Source organism: Pseudomonas sp. AC247, assembly GCF_979258015.1.
Map to the genome: position 1 here is coordinate 1188908 of NZ_OZ409829.1, position 16198 is coordinate 1205105.

The 16198-nt window shown below is 58.4% G+C and carries 19 protein-coding genes and 1 pseudogene; 8 read left to right on the forward strand and 12 right to left on the reverse strand.

The genetic code is table 11. From position 1 onward, the window contains the following. Positions 1-7 precede the first annotated feature (7 nt). From ACZZ0B_RS05630 to ACZZ0B_RS05645, 4 genes are all read right to left on the reverse strand, one after another. A complete protein-coding gene (locus tag ACZZ0B_RS05630) occupies positions 8-1171 on the reverse strand; it encodes an EAL domain-containing protein (RefSeq protein ID WP_158831689.1) in 1164 nt (387 codons plus the stop codon). A 123-nt stretch (positions 1172-1294) separates the two neighbouring features. Continuing rightward, entirely contained in the window at positions 1295-1633 is a 339-nt protein-coding gene (locus ACZZ0B_RS05635) for a hypothetical protein (RefSeq protein WP_008079908.1), read from the reverse strand. Continuing rightward, entirely contained in the window at positions 1630-2016 is a 387-nt protein-coding gene (locus ACZZ0B_RS05640) for a phage holin family protein (RefSeq protein WP_008079909.1), read from the reverse strand. Before ACZZ0B_RS05640 ends, ACZZ0B_RS05635 begins: the two co-directional genes overlap by 4 nt. Positions 2017-2018: 2 nt before the next feature. After that, the gene (locus tag ACZZ0B_RS05645; protein ID WP_008079910.1) at positions 2019-2333 is read right to left on the reverse strand and encodes an ElaB/YgaM/YqjD family protein; all 315 of its coding nucleotides are present in this window, start codon (positions 2331-2333) and stop codon (positions 2019-2021) included. 304 nt (positions 2334-2637) lie between these two features. Here ACZZ0B_RS05645 and ACZZ0B_RS05650 point away from each other — a divergent pair, with 304 nt between their 5' ends. Beyond that, positions 2638-3846, forward strand: a complete 1209-nt coding sequence (locus tag ACZZ0B_RS05650) for an ammonium transporter (protein WP_008079911.1) — start codon at positions 2638-2640, stop codon at positions 3844-3846. On the opposite strand, the gene ACZZ0B_RS05655 is transcribed toward ACZZ0B_RS05650, so the two are convergent. Beyond that, on the reverse strand, positions 3843-5555 hold the full coding sequence (locus tag ACZZ0B_RS05655; protein WP_463544564.1) for a cation:proton antiporter: 1713 nt from the start codon (positions 5553-5555) through the stop codon (positions 3843-3845). The two genes, ACZZ0B_RS05650 and ACZZ0B_RS05655, sit on opposite strands and share 4 nt — an antisense overlap. Before the next feature lie 207 nt (positions 5556-5762). On the opposite strand from ACZZ0B_RS05655, the gene ACZZ0B_RS05660 reads away from it, so the two are divergent. From ACZZ0B_RS05660 to ACZZ0B_RS05675, 4 genes are all read left to right on the forward strand, one after another. After that, positions 5763-5999: a glutaredoxin family protein gene (locus tag ACZZ0B_RS05660; RefSeq protein WP_008079913.1), complete on the forward strand. Its 237-nt coding sequence runs from the start codon at positions 5763-5765 to the stop codon at positions 5997-5999. A 162-nt stretch (positions 6000-6161) separates the two neighbouring features. After that, positions 6162-6479 (forward strand): hypothetical protein, encoded by a 318-nt coding sequence (locus ACZZ0B_RS05665; RefSeq protein WP_008079918.1) that lies wholly within the window; start codon positions 6162-6164, stop codon positions 6477-6479. 71 nt (positions 6480-6550) lie between these two features. Beyond that, complete coding sequence (locus ACZZ0B_RS05670) at positions 6551-7441, forward strand: pseudouridine synthase (protein ID WP_463544565.1); 891 nt, start codon at positions 6551-6553, stop codon at positions 7439-7441. 209 nt (positions 7442-7650) lie between these two features. Beyond that, the gene (locus tag ACZZ0B_RS05675) at positions 7651-7959 is read left to right on the forward strand and encodes a hypothetical protein (RefSeq protein WP_008079920.1); all 309 of its coding nucleotides are present in this window, start codon (positions 7651-7653) and stop codon (positions 7957-7959) included. Positions 7960-7964: 5 nt separating this feature from the next. Here the strand turns inward: ACZZ0B_RS05675 and greB are convergent, their stop codons facing one another. The 3 genes from greB to ACZZ0B_RS05690 are packed head-to-tail and all read right to left on the reverse strand — an operon-like array spanning position 7965 to position 11684. Further along, a complete protein-coding gene (greB, locus tag ACZZ0B_RS05680; protein WP_008079921.1) occupies positions 7965-8462 on the reverse strand; it encodes a transcription elongation factor GreB in 498 nt (165 codons plus the stop codon). A 34-nt stretch (positions 8463-8496) separates the two neighbouring features. Then, on the reverse strand, positions 8497-11001 hold the full coding sequence (locus ACZZ0B_RS05685) for an ABC transporter permease (RefSeq protein ID WP_463544566.1): 2505 nt from the start codon (positions 10999-11001) through the stop codon (positions 8497-8499). Continuing rightward, the gene (locus ACZZ0B_RS05690; RefSeq protein ID WP_008079923.1) at positions 11001-11684 is read right to left on the reverse strand and encodes an ABC transporter ATP-binding protein; all 684 of its coding nucleotides are present in this window, start codon (positions 11682-11684) and stop codon (positions 11001-11003) included. Before ACZZ0B_RS05690 ends, ACZZ0B_RS05685 begins: the two co-directional genes overlap by 1 nt. A 10-nt stretch (positions 11685-11694) precedes the next feature. Here ACZZ0B_RS05690 and ACZZ0B_RS05695 point away from each other — a divergent pair, with 10 nt between their 5' ends. Then, the gene (locus ACZZ0B_RS05695; protein WP_008079924.1) at positions 11695-12300 is read left to right on the forward strand and encodes an arylesterase; all 606 of its coding nucleotides are present in this window, start codon (positions 11695-11697) and stop codon (positions 12298-12300) included. 17 nt (positions 12301-12317) lie between these two features. Here the strand turns inward: ACZZ0B_RS05695 and hxsC are convergent, their stop codons facing one another. The 4 genes from hxsC to hxsA2 are packed head-to-tail and all read right to left on the reverse strand — an operon-like array spanning position 12318 to position 15513. Then, positions 12318-13481: a His-Xaa-Ser system radical SAM maturase HxsC gene (gene hxsC, locus ACZZ0B_RS05700; protein WP_463544567.1), complete on the reverse strand. Its 1164-nt coding sequence runs from the start codon at positions 13479-13481 to the stop codon at positions 12318-12320. Beyond that, positions 13475-14932, reverse strand: a complete 1458-nt coding sequence (gene hxsB, locus ACZZ0B_RS05705; RefSeq protein ID WP_463544568.1) for a His-Xaa-Ser system radical SAM maturase HxsB — start codon at positions 14930-14932, stop codon at positions 13475-13477. Before hxsB ends, hxsC begins: the two co-directional genes overlap by 7 nt. Then, positions 14925-15227, reverse strand: coding sequence for a His-Xaa-Ser system protein HxsD (gene hxsD / locus ACZZ0B_RS05710; RefSeq protein WP_463544569.1), 303 nt, complete (start codon positions 15225-15227; stop codon positions 14925-14927). Before hxsD ends, hxsB begins: the two co-directional genes overlap by 8 nt. Position 15228: 1 nt before the next feature. Then, on the reverse strand, positions 15229-15513 hold the full coding sequence (gene hxsA2 / locus ACZZ0B_RS05715) for a His-Xaa-Ser repeat protein HxsA2 (protein ID WP_463544570.1): 285 nt from the start codon (positions 15511-15513) through the stop codon (positions 15229-15231). Positions 15514-15675: 162 nt separating this feature from the next. On the opposite strand from hxsA2, the pseudogene ACZZ0B_RS05720 reads away from it, so the two are divergent. Together ACZZ0B_RS05720 and ACZZ0B_RS05725 are read left to right on the forward strand one after the other, a co-directional pair. After that, positions 15676-15810, forward strand: a pseudogene (locus ACZZ0B_RS05720) (arylesterase); the annotation flags it as partial. A gap of 57 nt (positions 15811-15867) precedes the next feature. Further along, positions 15868-16161 (forward strand): hypothetical protein, encoded by a 294-nt coding sequence (locus ACZZ0B_RS05725; protein ID WP_007908575.1) that lies wholly within the window; start codon positions 15868-15870, stop codon positions 16159-16161. Positions 16162-16198 lie beyond the last annotated feature (37 nt).

Sequence of the window (16198 nt, forward strand, 5' to 3'; positions counted from 1 at the left end):
AGCGGAACTACAGGCCGGCCGCATCAATATCGATCAGCAGTAACCGTTCGCCATTATCGAAAAACTGTCCGGCCGTGAGGCAATACTGATTGCTGGTGGCATCGCGGTAGGTGTTCGACAGCGTCAGGCGGCGTTCTTCCCAGCCTTCGGCGAGCAGATGATAGAAGTACGGGCGCCACGACCAGTTGTGCCCCAGATAACGGTTGTCAGCGACCCAGCCGTTCTGCCGCCATTCCAGGTTCGGCGTCAGTTGCGTGCCGTGCCGGTCGCATTGATAAAAACGCAGCAGCCATGGAAACGCATCCAGTTGCGGCAATGCACTCAAGGGGGCGCGGGCCTGAGCCCAGGCTTGCAGAATCGCCATCAGCTCGCCGAGTTGCTGGCGCATCTGCATCAGTCGCCCGCGTTCGGTGAGTTTTTGCCGGACATAACGTTGGCGCAGCTCAGCGAAGCGTTGGACGAAAGCATCGGCGGCGAAGAAATCTTGCTGGGCGCGTGCGAACAGAAAACCCTGCACATAACGTGAACCGCACTCCAACGCAAAATTCAGTTGTGCTTCGGTCTCGACACCTTCGGCAATGATCCAGCAGCCGGTCTTCTCGGCCATCTGCGCAAGCGCTTTGACCACGTCACTGCTGGGCCCGCCCAACGCGGCAGCCTGGAACAGGCGCATATCGAGTTTAAGGATATCCGGCTGCAGCGCCAGCACGCGATCAAGCTGCGAATAGCCGGCGCCAAAATCATCAATCGCGATTCTCGCTCCCGCCTGACGATAACGCGCGACCACTTCGGCCAGGCGCTGGCCATTGCCGCCCAGTTCGGTGATTTCGAAAACGATGCGTTGTGGATCGACATCATGCCGGGCCAGTTGCTTGAGGCTCGGCAGGGCCTGATCGGGACGCAGACGACTGATCCAGCGTGGCGACATGTTCAGGCTGAGGAACCAGTCGGCCGGCGCTTCATGCAGACGGCTCAAGGCGTTGTCACGGATTTGCCGGTCGAGGCGGCGCAAGGCGACGGCCGGCGTGCGCGGGTCGGCGAAAAGCGGCCCGACAGAATTCAGTTGACCATCAGCCTGACGCAGGCGGCCCAATGCTTCAACGCCTGCGATGCGTCCGGTGGCGGTGTCGATGAAAGGCTGAAAGCAGGCGAGCGGTTGCCCGTCGATCACGGGGCCTCCTTAGTCGTTCTTGTTCTGGTTGAACCCTGTCGACCGGGTAGGCAGGCAGGATTGAACCTCTGGATAAGAGGTTCATCCCGTCGGTATTGCAAGAATGTAGCCAGATGCGTCAGCTCAACGCTTGCCCGAGTTCTGCATGACCAGTTTGATCAATGGTCCCAGGCTGGTGCCGAGGCGGATCAGCCGGGTCAGACCACCGGCGCCGCCGCTTTTCGCGCCTTTGCCCGTGATGAACCCCAGCAGCGTAACCGCCGCCACGCCCCACAGCGGCGCGTGCTTGATGCCGAAGCCGCCCTGCAGGTTCTGCGACATCCCGCGCATACGCTGCAACGGTTGCAGCACTTGCGCGGTTTCGTGGCGGATTTCCTGACGGTGCATTTCCATGCGCAGACGGATCAATGCCTTGCGCATTTCCCGGCGCGAACCGTTGTGTGGAAGTTGAGGCAAGCTCATGGCAACAGGCGCTCCCGGTCGTTGGCCAGCTCTTCGAGCGTGCCGTGGAAGGGTGAGGACTCATCGAAAATTGCTGCCTTGAGGCGCAGCCCACAGAAGATCGATGCCAACGTATAGAACACGCAAAGGCCAATGATCGCGGCAAGGCGATAGGTGTCCCAGAAGATGATCATCACCAAAGTCGATAAGCCCACCAGCAACAACAGGGCAAAGACCAAGGCCAGGCCTGCGAACAGCAACAGGCTGACCGTACGGGATTTCTGCTCCTGCAATTCGATGCCGAACAGTTCGACATGGCTGTGCAGCAAACCCAGAACAGCGGCGCCCAGGCGCCGCGTGGAGGAGGCGGTGCCCGCAGTCGGGCCGGATTCACCGATCGACATAATCAGCGCCGAGTGGCCAGCAGGCCGATCAGGAAACCGACACCGGCAGCGATGCCGACCGATTGCCAAGGATTGGCCGACACATAATCTTCAGTGGCGGTCACGGCCGCCTGACCGCGTTCGCGAACGGTCTCTTCGGTCAGCTTCAGGGTTTCGCGCGCGCGCAGCAGGCTGTCGTGGATCTGCTCGCGCAGTTCATCTGCCTGATCGCCGGCCAGGGTGGCGGTGTGCTCGAGCAACCGTTCGGTGTCGGCGACCAAAGTCTGGAAGTCGTTCATGAGGATTTCTTGAGCAGTCTTTGCCTTGATGCTGGCCATGGGTGGATCTCCGTAAGTGGCGTCTGAAGCGTTCGAGTATGAGCCTTGCGCGAAGGTTCAGTACAAATGACTGGTACAACTTTTGCTGTGTCGTGGTGCGTCGCCCGGCCGCTGTGCGCTGTTGCCGGGCGTGCATGCTTGAAAACCTTAACTCAAATAATCCCGGTACGTGTCAGGACATCGACCTCGTGCGCCAAAGCAGTTCACTGGGCATTCGATTCAGTGACTCGGCGGTCGCAACTTGGTGCATGAAATGCCCGCACGAACCGCTTTGGTGCCTTTTCGCCTTTAGGTCTGCCTGCTTATGGAAAATCTGCAAAGCGCTGTGGACACCCTGGTGCACAGCTCCAACACGTTGTTCATTCTGATCGGTGCGGTGATGGTGCTGGCGATGCACGCCGGTTTCGCCTTTCTGGAAGTCGGTACGGTCCGGCAGAAAAACCAGGTCAACGCCCTGTCGAAAATCCTCAGCGATTTCGCTGTCTCGACCCTGGCCTATTTCTTTATAGGCTATTGGATCTCCTACGGTGTGACCTTCATGCAACCGGCGGCGGTGCTGAACGCCGATCACGGTTATGGCTTGGTGAAGTTCTTCTTCCTGCTGACGTTCGCGGCGGCGATCCCGGCCATTATTTCCGGGGGCATCGCCGAGCGTGCGCGCTTCGTTCCGCAGTTGTGTGCGACGGCGCTGATCGTGGCGTTTATTTATCCGTTTTTTGAAGGAATGATCTGGAACGGCAACTATGGCCTGCAAGCCTGGTTGGCGGCGCAGTTCGGCGCGCCGTTCCATGACTTCGCCGGTTCCGTGGTGGTGCACGCCATGGGCGGCTGGCTGGCGCTGGCGGCGGTGCTGCTGCTCGGCCCGCGCAACGGGCGTTATCGCGATGGACGATTGGTGGCTTTCGCGCCGTCGAGCATTCCGTTTCTGGCGCTGGGCTCGTGGATTCTGATTGTCGGCTGGTTCGGCTTCAACGTGATGAGCGCACAGACGTTGCAAGGTGTCAGCGGCCTGGTCGCGGTCAACTCGTTGATGGCGATGGTCGGCGGCACCATGGCGGCATTGATCGTCGGGCGTAACGACCCGGGCTTCCTGCACAACGGCCCGTTGGCCGGGCTGGTGGCGATCTGCGCCGGTTCGGACTTGATGCACCCGGTGGGCGCGTTGGTCACCGGCGCGATTGCTGGCGCACTGTTTGTCTGGTGCTTCACCGCCGCGCAAGTGAAATGGCGCATCGATGACGTGCTCGGCGTGTGGCCATTGCACGGTTTGTGCGGCGTGTGGGGCGGGATCGCCTGCGGCATCTTCGGCCAGAGCGCGCTCGGTGGACTGGGCGGCGTCAGCCTGATCAGCCAGTTGCTCGGCAGCGCTCTCGGCGTCGCGGTGGCGCTGATCGGTGGCTTCGTCGTGTACGGCGCGATCAAGGCGCTGCATGGGCTGCGCCTCAGTCAGGAACAAGAGTATTACGGCGCCGATCTGTCGCTGCACAAGATCGGCGCGGTGAGTCAGGACTAAGTTTCTTCATCGTCGGTTCCGGGATAAAAGCCGTGCAGGAGGCGATAGCGGTCGATGCGCACCTGATCGACTTGCTCCTGCACCTGATGCGCCGGCAGGCCGAGCATGATCAACGCATGCGAGGCGAGCATCAGGCTCGATTCCAGTAATTCCGGCACCACTTCGCTGGCCCCGGCGGCTTTCAGTTCGCTCCATTGGCTGTCGTCGCGGGTGCGCACCAGAATCGGTATGTGCGTGTTGAGTCGCCGCGCTTCCTTGAGGATGCGCAGGGCGACATCGCTTTGATCGACGGCGATCACCAGTAGGCGGGCGCGCAACAAACCGACGGCGGTGAGCAGATCGCCGCGCGCGGAGTCGCCGTAATGCACGTCACTCTCGCCAGAGGCGGCTTCTCGAACACGCACCGGATCGTTGTCCAGCGCGATATAGGCTTGCCTGGCGTTGCGCATGAAGCGGCCAATGGACTGGCCAACACGACCGTAACCACAGATCACTACGTGCTGGTCGAGGTCGGCGTTGAGTGCGCTGATCTCTTCGATCTGTGCTTCCTCATTGGGCTTGCGATGCAGGGCAGCAGCGATGCGTGGCGCCGCGCGCAACAACAGCGGCGTCAGCAACATCGAGCAGAATGTCGCCGCCAGTAGCAAGGCGCCGAGCCTTGCCGGCAGCAGGCTGTTTTGTTGCATCTGCGCCATCAGCGCGAAGCAGAACTCGCCGCCCTGAGCCAAGGCCAGACCGCTGCGCCACGCGGTTTCGCTGTCACTGCCGCGCCACCTCACCAGCAGCGCGACGACGATGCCTTTGATTACCATCAAACCGACGGTAAGCCCGAGAATCAGCACGCCGTCACTGACAAACAACTGCAGGTCGATCAGCATGCCGATGCTGACGAAAAACACCCCGAGCAGAATGTCGCGGAACGGCCGGATATCGGCTTCGATCTGATGCCGGTAGTGGCTTTCGCCGAGCAACATGCCGGCGAGAAACGCGCCGAGGGCAGGGGACAAACCGAGCAAGTGCGTCAGCCACGCCGTCAGCAGCACAATCACCAGCGCCAGCAGCACGAACAATTCCGCCGAGCGCGAAGCCGCCACCTCATGGAACAGCCGTGGCAGCAACCAGCGGCTGGCGAGCAGCAGGCCGACAAACAGCACCACGGTTTTCGCCAGCGTCAGCGGCAGCGCCCAGTACCAGGCCTGCGTGCTGCTCCCGGCGAACACCGGCACCAGCGTCAGCAGCAACACCGCGACCACGTCCTGAAACAGCAGCACGCCGATCGCGTTCTGACCGTGGCTGCTGAACACTTCACCGAGGCTGCCCAGTTCTTTGGTGACAATCGCCGTGGAAGACAATGACAGCCCGGCGCCGAGCAACAGTGCGGGCGTCAACGGCATGCCCAGCAACATCAGCAGTGACCCGAGCAGCGCCGTACTGATCAGCACCTGCTGACTGCCGAGCCGGAACACCACCTGGCGCAACGCAATCATCTTCGACAGGGAGAATTCCAGCCCGAGCGAAAACAACAGGAACACCACGCCCAGTTCAGCCACGTCAGGCAGGTGCTCACTTTCGTTGACCCAGTCGAATGCGCTCGGCCCGACCAGCAGCCCCACACACAGGTAACCCAGCACCGGTGGCAAGCGCAGGCGGCGGAACAAGGCAATCACCACGAGGGACGAGGCGAGGATGATCAACAGGTTGGCAAACACTGGACACTCCGATGTCAGGCTCTGGCTGTTCAAGCGTAGAGGCAAAAAGACCGGGAGGATCGCGTAATTGGTTTTTCGCTGGACTGATGTGCGTCAGGGTTTTGCGCACAAGCCGTGTCGGCGCGCGCAAGCCTTTAAGCGGCGGTGGGTCGACGGGTTTTGCGCTGCGGCCTAGAATAGGCGCACTCTTTTTGTGGTCGAGCGATCATGCCTCCTGAATGTCAGCTGTTCGGCACCCTCGGATGCCATTTGTGCGAATTGGCCGAAGCCGAGCTGATGCCTTTTGTCGAGCACGGTCTGCTGGTGGAACTGGTGGATATTGCTGACGATGAGTCGTGGTTCGAGGCTTATAGTCTGCGCATTCCGCTGTTGCGCCGCGTCGACACCGGTGCCGAACTGGGCTGGCCGTTCAATGCCGATCAGGTGGTGGCGTTCCTTCGTTAAGCGTTTTTTTGCCACATCCCGCCGGTCGCGGTGGCGCATCCATTCCTTGGCACTTTGCGGATTATTCGGTTACTGTATGTTCATACAGTAATTGGGTAGGCCTGCAGCATCCTGGTTTTTTGCAGGGTGGAGCAGGTGAGCCGGACGTCAGAGGGATGAACCGTGGTCAATGTCGAACAATTGAAGAACAGCGTAAACCGGATGTCGGTTGACGTGGTGCGCGAGGCCGTCACCGAATTGCGTCTCGACGGCTTGGTCACGGAAGGCAAGACGCCCTTCAGTAAAGTCCATTTCAATACGTGTTTTGCCGAGATCGAGGCGCTGTTTCAGCGTGCCGGTTATCACAAGCAACTCGACGTGGTCGGTTATCAAGGATTGCTCTACGCCTTGTATGACCCGGGTCGTTGGGAGGCGGTCGAGGTGTTGCGCTGGCTCAAGGAATTCACTGAGGCGGCGGCGCTCAAGTCGATTCCGGCCTGAGGATTCTGCGCTAGGTTCGTTTCCCCCAGTGTTGGATAATGCCAGCCTGCATTGAGGGTTAGAGTTTTCGTATGTCCACATCTACATTTTCCGCGGCACACAATCAGGCCAGCACCCTGTATCTGCCACCGGGCTCCTGGCAGACAGTGCTTGATTGCCTGTGCGAGCACTTCCGGGCCATCAGCCGCGAGCAGTGGCTGGATCGTATCGCTCGTGGTCGCGTGCTGGACGGCAATGGTCAGCCGATCACGGTGGATCTGCCGTACAAGGAAGGCCTGCGCATTCACTACTTCCGTGAAGTGCCGGACGAGAAACCGATTCCGGTGGTCGAGTCGATTCTTTATGCCGATGAGCATCTGGTGGTCGCGGACAAACCGCATTTCCTGCCGGTGACGCCGGCCGGCGAGTACGTCGAACAGACGTTGCTGCGCCGTTTGATCCGGCGTCTGGACAATCCACATTTGGTGCCGTTGCACCGCATCGACCGGCACACCGCCGGGCTGGTGATTTTCTCGGCCAATCCGCAAACCCGTTCGGCGTATCAGTCACTGTTCCCGACCCGGCAGATCGACAAGCGCTACGAGGCGATCGCGCCTGCGCTGCCTGATCTGAACTTCCCCTTGGTACACAAGAGTCGTCTGGTCGATGGCGAACCGTTTTTCCGCATGCAGGAAGGACCGGGCGTCAGCAACACGGAAACGGCGGTCGAAGTTCGCGAGAAGAACGGCGATCTGTGGCGCTATGGCCTTTACCCGGTCACGGGCAAAAAACATCAACTGCGTGTGCACATGACCGCATTGGGCGCGAGCATTTGCAACGACCCGTTTTACCCGGACGTGTTGAAGGACGTCGAGGATGATTACGCCAATCCGCTGAAACTGTTGGCGCAGGGCCTGCGCTTCATTGATCCAGTCACTGGGCAGGCGCGTGAATTCGAAAGCCGTATCACCTTGCAGTGGTGACAGCGCTTATAGCTTCTGATTCTTGACACTGTACGGTCACGTTATCTAGCATGTGGTCATGCGCCGATTTAAACAGCTACTTGCGGGGCGCCAGGTGACTCAATCAGTTGCCGTCAGAAGCCGGAACAGGGCTTCGAAATACCGCTAAAGCGCTGGTTCGGTGTTGCCTCTCACCTGCCATGCAGACTTTTGAGGCAGAGACACGACCAATGAATGCACTACGCCCTCCTGCACGTCCCGCGCCGATCACTGCGCATATCACTCAACGCAACCCGAAAATCCTGCTTGGCGGCAAACATCAGCCGACGCTGTTGCGTTATCTCGATGGCTGGCCACGTCGCAGTGGCGGCCCTGCCGCGTTCCTGATCCAGTTCGTTGAAGACGGCGAGTCACTGGCGCGGTTTGCCAGTGACAGCTTTGATCTGGCGGTGATTCAGGCGCCAAGCACGGAAGATGCCCCGGAAATGATCAAGCAGCTGACCCGCGTGGCGCGGCAAGGTCTGATCACCCGCCGCTGACGGTGTCAGAGGTATTCGATTGCGACGATGTAGACGAATTGCTCGCCAGTCGGCGTCTGCACCCGTACTTCAGCGTCCAGCGCCTTGCCGATCAAGGCGCGGGCCAGCGGTGAATCGATGCTGATCAAACCCAGTTTAAGATCCAGTTCATCGGGGCCGACGATGCGGTAGCGCGATTGCTTGCCGTCTTCGTCCTCGATGGTCACCCAGGCGCCGAAGTAGACCTTGTTCGGATCGCTGGGCTTTTCGCTGACCACCTTGAGCGCTTCCAGACGTTTGGTCAGAAAGCGCACGCGGCTGTCGATCTCGCGCAGCATCTTTTTGCCGTAGGTGTATTCGGCGTTTTCCGAACGGTCACCTTGCGCTGCAGCCTCGCTGACCGATTGCGTGACCTGCGGGCGACGCACATGCCACAGCTCATGGAATTCGGCACGCATCCGCGCTTCACCTTCAGGGGTGATCAGCGCGGTGCCGGCGGTACGGGGAGGGCGATAACGGCTCATGGCAACTTCTTGTGATTAAGACCGCTGGAGTCTATCAACCCTCGCGCAACACTGTCAGTGGACTTGCATTGAGCGCCCGACGCGTACCGAATACGCCCGCACCACCGATCAGTACAGCGCCAATCAATGGCAGCACCAGCAACCAGGGATGCGGATGCCATGGCAAGTCGAAGGCGTAGCGATAGAGCACCAGACTGACCACTTCCGAGCCAATGGCTGCGAGCAAACCGCTGACTGCGCCGAGCAAACCAAACTCGATACGCCGCGCCTTGATCAGCAATTGCCGCTCGGCGCCCAGCGCACGCAGCAACGCGCCTTGGCGGATGCGCTCATCCAGCGTCGCTTGCAGGCCAGAGAACAGCACCGCCATTCCCGCCGCCAGCACAAACAACAACACATATTCCACGGCCAGGGTGACCTGGGCGAGGATGCTGCGCAGTTGTTCGAGCAGGGCTTCGACCTGGAGAATGGTCACGGCCGGGAATGCGCGCGACAGCTCGACAATCTGTTGGTCGTGACCGGGCGCCAGGTAGAAGCTGGTCAGGTAGGTCGCCGGCAGGTCCTTGAGGGTGCCGGGCTGGAAGATCATGAAGAAGTTCGGCTGGAAGTTATCCCAGTTGATCTCGCGCAGGCTGGTGACCCTCGCTTCACGATTGACCCCGCCGACGCTGAACACCATGTGGTCGCCGAGTTTCAGTTTCAGGCTCTCGGCGACTTTGCCTTCGACCGAGACACCCGGAACGTCGTCTACTGGTTGTTCGCTCCACCACCTGCCCGCCGTCAGTTTGTTGCCCGCTGGCAAATCGGCGGCCCAGGTCAGGCTCAGGTCGCGTTGTACTGCACGGTCGCCAGCGGAATCCTTGCTGACGATTTGCTGCACCGCTTCACCATTGATGCTGATCAATCGCCCCGGTACCACCGGATACAACGGCGCCGCCTGAGCCGACACGTTGACAAGGTGATCAGTGAAGGCCTGTTTGTCTGCGGGCAGAATGTTCAGGGCGAAATAGTTGGGCGCGTTTTTCGGCAACTGGTTTCGCCAGGTGTCGAGCAGTTCGCCGCGCAGCAGGGCGATCAAGGCCATCGACAACAGGATCAGGCCGAATGCCAGCGATTGGCCCGCCGCGGCCAATGGATGACGCAGCAACTGACCCAAGCCCAGCCGCCATGGCAACGAAGCGCGGGCGAGCATTCGCCGCAGGCTATTGAGCAGCAACAGCAGCAAGCCGCCGAGCACCAGCGCGGCGATCACGCCACCGCCAAGCAAGGCGAACGTCAGCAGCAGATCCAGGCTCAGGCGCCACATGATCAAACCGAGTGCGCCGAGTGCCGCCCCGTAAACCATCCAGGTGCTCGACGGGATCGGCAACATGTCGCGACGCAAAACCCGCAGCGGCGGCACACGACCCAACGCTGCCAAAGGCGGCAAAGCAAATCCGGCCAGTGCGACCAGCCCGGTGCCGATCCCGGCGATCGCCGGGAACAGACCGCCCGCTGGAACGTCGCTTGGCAACAGATCATGCAGCAGGGCAAACAGGCCCAATTGCGCCAGCCAGCCGAGCAGCGCACCGCTAAGGGCAGCGAGCAAACCGAGTACCGTCAGTTGAATGCTGAACAGCAGCATGGTTTCCCGCCGCGACAATCCCAGGCAACGCAGTAGCGCACTGGCATCAAAACGGCGGCTGGCAAAACGGTTCGCCGACAACGCTACCGCTACACCGGCCAACAACACAGCGACCAGACTGGCCATGTTCAGATAACGTTCGGCCTTGCCCAGCGCACCGCCAATCTGCCGGTTGCCATCGCGGGCATCCTGAATCCGCTGGTTGGCTGCAAGGCCTGGTTTGATCAGTTGCCGATAGGTTTCCAGCGCCTGCGGTTCGCCGCGCCACAGTTCGCGGTAACTCACGCGGCTACCGGGCTGCACCACGCCAGTGGCAGCGAGGTCGTCGAGGTTGATCATCACCCGCGGTGTCAGGCTGTAGAAGTTGCCGGCGCGATCCGGCTCGTAAGTCAGCACGCGGGCCAGCTTCAGTGTCTTCATGCCGACATCGATGCTGTCGCCGATCTTCAGATCGAGCGCCGTCAGCAGGCGCGCTTCGACCCACGCTTCGCCCGGTTGCGGCTCGCCGCCAACCTCTTCCGCAGCAAAGGGCGCCGGGGCGCTTTTAAGTTCGCCGCGCAACGGATAGGTGCGGTCGACCGCCTTGATGCTCGACAACTGAATACCGTTGTCAGTGGCAATGACGCTGGAGAACTCCACCACCTGTGCATGCTGCAGGCGCAACTCGATGCCGCTCTTGATTTGTTCTTCGCGGGTCGGCGAGCTGCCTTCAAGGACCAGATCGGCGCCGAGAAACTCAGTGGCACGCAACATCATCGCGCCGTTGAGGCGGGCGCCGAAGTAACCGATGGCGGTACTCGCCGCCACCGCCACGACCAACGCGAAGAACAACACCCGCAATTCCCCGGCGCGGGCATCGCGCAGCAGTTGGCGAATGGCGAGACTGAACAGACGCAACAGCGGCAGGCGTGCCATCAAGGCTCCAGAGGGGCGACCAACAGCCCGGCTTCAAGACGGATCAGGCGCCGGCAGCGATGGGCCAGGCGTTCGTCGTGGGTCACCAGCACCAGGGTGGTGCCGCGTTCCTTGTTCAGTTCGAAGAGCAAGTCGCTGATGCGCTCGCCGGTGTGGCTGTCGAGGTTGCCGGTGGGCTCATCCGCAAACAGCACATCGGGCTCGGCGGCAAACGCTCGGGCAATCGCTACACGTTGTTGCTCGCCACCGGAGAGCTGGCGCGGCGAGTGCGTCAGGCGCTGGCCGAGGCCGACGCGCTGAAGCAGTTCCGTCGCACGCTCGCGCGCGTCTTTGCGGCCATCAAGCTCCAGCGGCAGCATGACGTTTTCCAGCGCATTGAGGCTGTCGAGCAGTTGAAACGATTGAAAGACGAAACCGACGTGCTCGGCACGAATGCGCGCGCGCTGGTCTTCATCGAGATTGCTCAGGCTCTGTCCGGCGAGGATGACTTCGCCACTGCTCGGCAGGTCGAGGCCGGCGAGCAGGCCGAGGAGGGTGGATTTGCCGGAACCGGACGCGCCTACAATGGCCAGGCTGTCGCCCTTGTTCAGTTCCAGGCTGAGTTCGTGCAGGATAGTCAGTTCACCTTCCGCGCTGGGAACCACTTTGCTGAGGTTCTTCGCGGTGAGAATGCTTGCGCCCATGGAGAATCCGATGCGTGTATGGTTTTTGAGTGCTGGCCTGGCCGTCATGTGCATGGCCCAGAACGCAGCGGCGGGTACTGTCCTGATCGTTGGCGATAGTATCAGCGCCGGTTTCGGCCTGGATACCCGCTTGGGGTGGGTGTCGTTGCTGGAGCAACGGCTCAAACAGGAGGGTTTCGACGATAAAGTGGTCAACGCCTCGATCAGCGGCGACACCAGTGCCGGAGGCCAGGCGCGGCTGCCGGCGCTGCTTGCAGAGCATAAACCGGCGCTGGTGATCCTTGAACTGGGTGGCAACGATGGCTTGCGCGGAATGCTGCCAACTCAATTGCAACAAAATCTTGCCTCGATGATCGACAGCTCCCGTCAGAGCGGCGCCAAGGTCCTGCTGCTCGGCATGCAGCTGCCGCCCAATTACGGCAAGCGCTACACCGATGCTTTCGCTGAGGTCTACGGCAAACTCGCCGACGATAAAAAGATCCCGCTGGTACCGTTTTTCCTCGACGGCGTCGGCGGTCATCCGGACTTGATGCAGGCCGATGGACTGCACCCGGCAGCCGGGGCTCAGGGCAAATTGCTGGAAAATGTCTGGCCGACGCTAAAACCCTTGCTTTGAATTTTCGTGCGGAGGCGTCAGAAGGGGGTGAGTTGTTTGCTATATCCAAACTTGATCCCAGATGCGAAAAAGCCTCCGCATTCGCTTTGCTTTCGGCAGGTCAGGCATTCCGGCGCAAACTCATTTTTCCAGTCACTGATTGATTTTCGGTAGTGCGGAATAATGTCTGGGTTAACCAGACACAGCTGATGGTTGTAGACCGAAACGTTCATTCCATATTTGGTAAGAATCAGCACCGATTTGCTGAGAGTGTCTTTGTATTCGATGGGATCAATCCAGAGCTCATCAAGATTGGCGCGGGTAAATCCCATCATTTCAAGTCCCATCAAAGCAACCTGATCAACGAACAAGAGATTGCGTGCAATGAACTCACATAGCTGAGGAAGCCGCTGGATAGACAATTTGTGCAAGACGACCCGAATCTCAACCCTCTGCCCCAAGCGTTTCAGGTTCAGAATGCCCTGAATGGTTTCGTCGAATGCGCCTTGAGCCTGAACGATGTAGTCATGAAGAGTTGGATCATCTGAATAGACGGGAATCCCGACCATTGCATCAGGTAATCCTATGTCCGCATATTTTTCAGCAAACCTTGGGTCTCTGAAGCTTCTTCCGTTCGAAAGGATATGAATTGCGGTCCTTGGTAGGTAGCTTTTCGTCAGGCTAAGTATTTTGAGAAAACGCTCTTGATTGGTCGTAGGCTCTCCACCGGTGAATCCCAGCTCGCGTGTTTCTTTTGGGATCAAAGGGATCAAGCTTTCGATTTCATCGAGTATCCATGAATCATCGGTTGTTTTAGGAGGCTGCGAGCACATGAGGCAATAGTTATTGCATTGCTCAGTTAGCAGAATGCTGTTGTTCGGCGACGAAGCCCGGAACAGAACCCGGATGCTTTGACGATCAGCGGAAAGTCGGACAATGTCATTGTTGCCAATGTAGTCGTAGTCATTCGGCAGGATCGAGTAGTCGGAACCCTCGGGGAGTTCTTGAACCAAATCCTGATGCAGCTCAGTCAGAAGATAGTGTGCAAATCCGAAGGGGATAGGGCATTCAGTAGCCAGGTAGGCCATTTCTCTTCGTAGGATTTCGGGAAGGTTTCGGTTAGTGGAGACCTTGATTAACGTGAGATCCTTAGAGACATCAACTGCATGAATACGGATTATTTTTCCGCTGAGCTTCAGCATCGATTGGCCCATCCCATAAAAATCCGCTTCGTATCTTCGTCGTTTTCCATCAATTCGATGAGGTGTTTGAAGATCGCCATGTTTCGCTTACAAAAGGAGGACTCTGGCTTTCTTCCTACCAAATCCTTATGCATAGCATGGTGGTAAACAGGTTCTGAGCCGCAGTAGGGTTCGAATGCGCAGTCTGAGCACATGGGAGCACTCAGTGTGAAGGAATATTCCAGTGCATCTAACAGTTGATCCGAGAGGATGATCTCCTCATAGGATTGTTCCAAAATGTTGCCTAATCTGAAGGTGTGGTCGCCCATCTCAGCAAGCATGCGACTCTCGTCAGAAGCATAGACAGAGCCATCATAATTGAACACGATGGCAGCAATTCCAGCACCCGCAGGGTTCATCAGATCAACGAATCCGGGATCTGTTGATGTCAGCATTTTTGCCAGTACAAGCGATGAGTATTGCTCCACGAACCGTATGCCGGACTTGTTCAGATTGATGATGTATTCAAGACCTTCTTTGTAAAAATCGAGCCAGCGTTCAGTGTCATACGACAGAAATTTCTTGGTCTTGATCGCGAAGCCATATGGCGAGAGAGTTCGGAGAAATATCCCATCAAAACCGAGGCGCAGGTACTCATCAATGATGGCCCTTACGTGGGGTAGACTCTTGTCTGTGGTTGTCATCAGAGCAGACACTTGATCGTACCCGAGAGCTGCGCGCGCTTTGGTTAGCCCTTCTTCGAAACGCTGGTGACTGTCCCGACCGGGACGTGGGCGATTGGCATTGTGGAGATTCGTCGGACCGTCGAGGGAGGATGAAAGGACGATGCGATGCTGCTTACAGAAAATGAGCATTTCATCAGTCAACAGCGAAAGCGTGGTCGCGATCACGAACTGAAGGTCACGGCCCTCTTTGAGGTTGCGTTTTTCAGCCTCAAGGACGACGTATTTCACCATCTCAAAATTCAGCAAGGGCTCTCCGCCCTGAAACTCAATTTTGATGGCCGGATTCGGAGACATGAAAACGAAATCCAATGACCGGTCAGCCATCTCTGAAGTCATATCGAATTCATCTCTGCTTTCCGATTGCCTAGAGACCTGGCAGTAGGGGCAGCTATGGTCACATCGAAGGGTTACTACAAAGATATGAAGATTTGTGAACTGAGCGAGCCTGGACAGCCGGGTGCGAATTTTGAGTGCGAGTAGCTGGAGAGGTGCTTGCTCTTCAGGAAATCGGATGAACTGCTTCGAACGGAGTGTTGGGATCAGCTCTGATGTAAGCGGTAGTGTTCTGTTGATCAGCGGTTCGAGGACCGGCATCGGCAGTACGTGGTACTCGCCCGCCATATTGGTAATGACGTATTCGCAGTCATTCAAACGGTCGAATTTGAACGGCAGCAGCTCGTAAGGGCGTTGCTGAGCATAGAAATCCAGCTTCTGAAATTTACTCACTGATCAGTCCGGTTTTCGAAAAGGCCAGCCCAAGGATCAGATTTTTGATGGACAACGTTTCAGTATTCAACTGGTGGCGCAGTTGGTAGTCGATCACGTCTTTCTTGAATTCTTGAACAGCGAGTAAAAATGAAGGCTCTTCGATGCCGATATTCGCGGACAAAACGCAGCTGAATTTTCCATCAGCGCATGCGATATCAACCGTCAGCGAGTTCATAGCCCGATAAGCAGCTTTTTGCAGCACTTGTGCTTCGTAAAGCTGCTGGTCAAATACGAGCGTCACCTCCCGCTCCATGTCAGGAGCCCGAATGATGGGAGCTGTGTGAACTGTGCGACGCGTGGGAGCTGTGAGAGCTGTGATAGGCCATAAATTGACCTTGGTCTCCGCGTTTCAACACAAATGTGAACAAATCGTTGCCGCCGCGTACCGAAAGGTTTTCGCTTTGAGGAGGCGACTGAGTTGCGATTGTTTGGTCAATGGCGGGGGCGATAATCTGGTGAGGTAGTGATGCTGAAGCGTGCTCTGTAGCAACTGCTGCTGCCAAAGTCGCCATAGGTACCAGAAAGGAGCGATTTTTCATTATTGGATTTCCTTATCAGGGGTGGGGTTACTCGCTGAGTCTCCCCGTCCGATGAGCGTGATGTCAATATGGAATTAACTTGGCTGAGCTTTCCGCAGTAAAAATCCGACAGACGTTACAAGGTATGTATCTTTTCAGGCTGACACACATATGAATAGTCTCTCGCTGGTACCGTTTTTCCTCGACGGCGTCGGCGGTCATCCGGACTTGATGCAGGCCGATGGACTGCACCCGGCGGTCGGGGCTCAGGGCAAGTTGCTGGAAAATGTCTGGCCGACGCTAAAACCGCTGTTATGAGGCTTTTCTAAGGGCAGGCTTTCGGCTAATGTGGCGCCCCCTTATTTGGAGCCCCCGATGTCGCGTTCTGCCTGGTCCCTGTTTGCCTACCAACTGATCGAGCCTGACGAGCAGCTGGATCTGTTCGCCTGCCAGGAAGTGCGGGTGCATCTGGTGACCCGGCAACTCGAACTCGGTGGTTCGGCTGATCGCACCCTGTGCGGCAGCTTGCTCCCGGCGCAACCGCGCTGGTCGAGCGTTGATCGCCGGGTGTTTCAGGATCAGCGCCTGTGTTCGCTGTGCCGGGCGATTCTGGAATCGCAAAAGCGCGGCACGTCGCCGATCTGGCCTGAGCTGCGATTCGAGCTTTAAGGTCAAAAGATCGTCCGATCGCGGCCCGAGCCTTCGG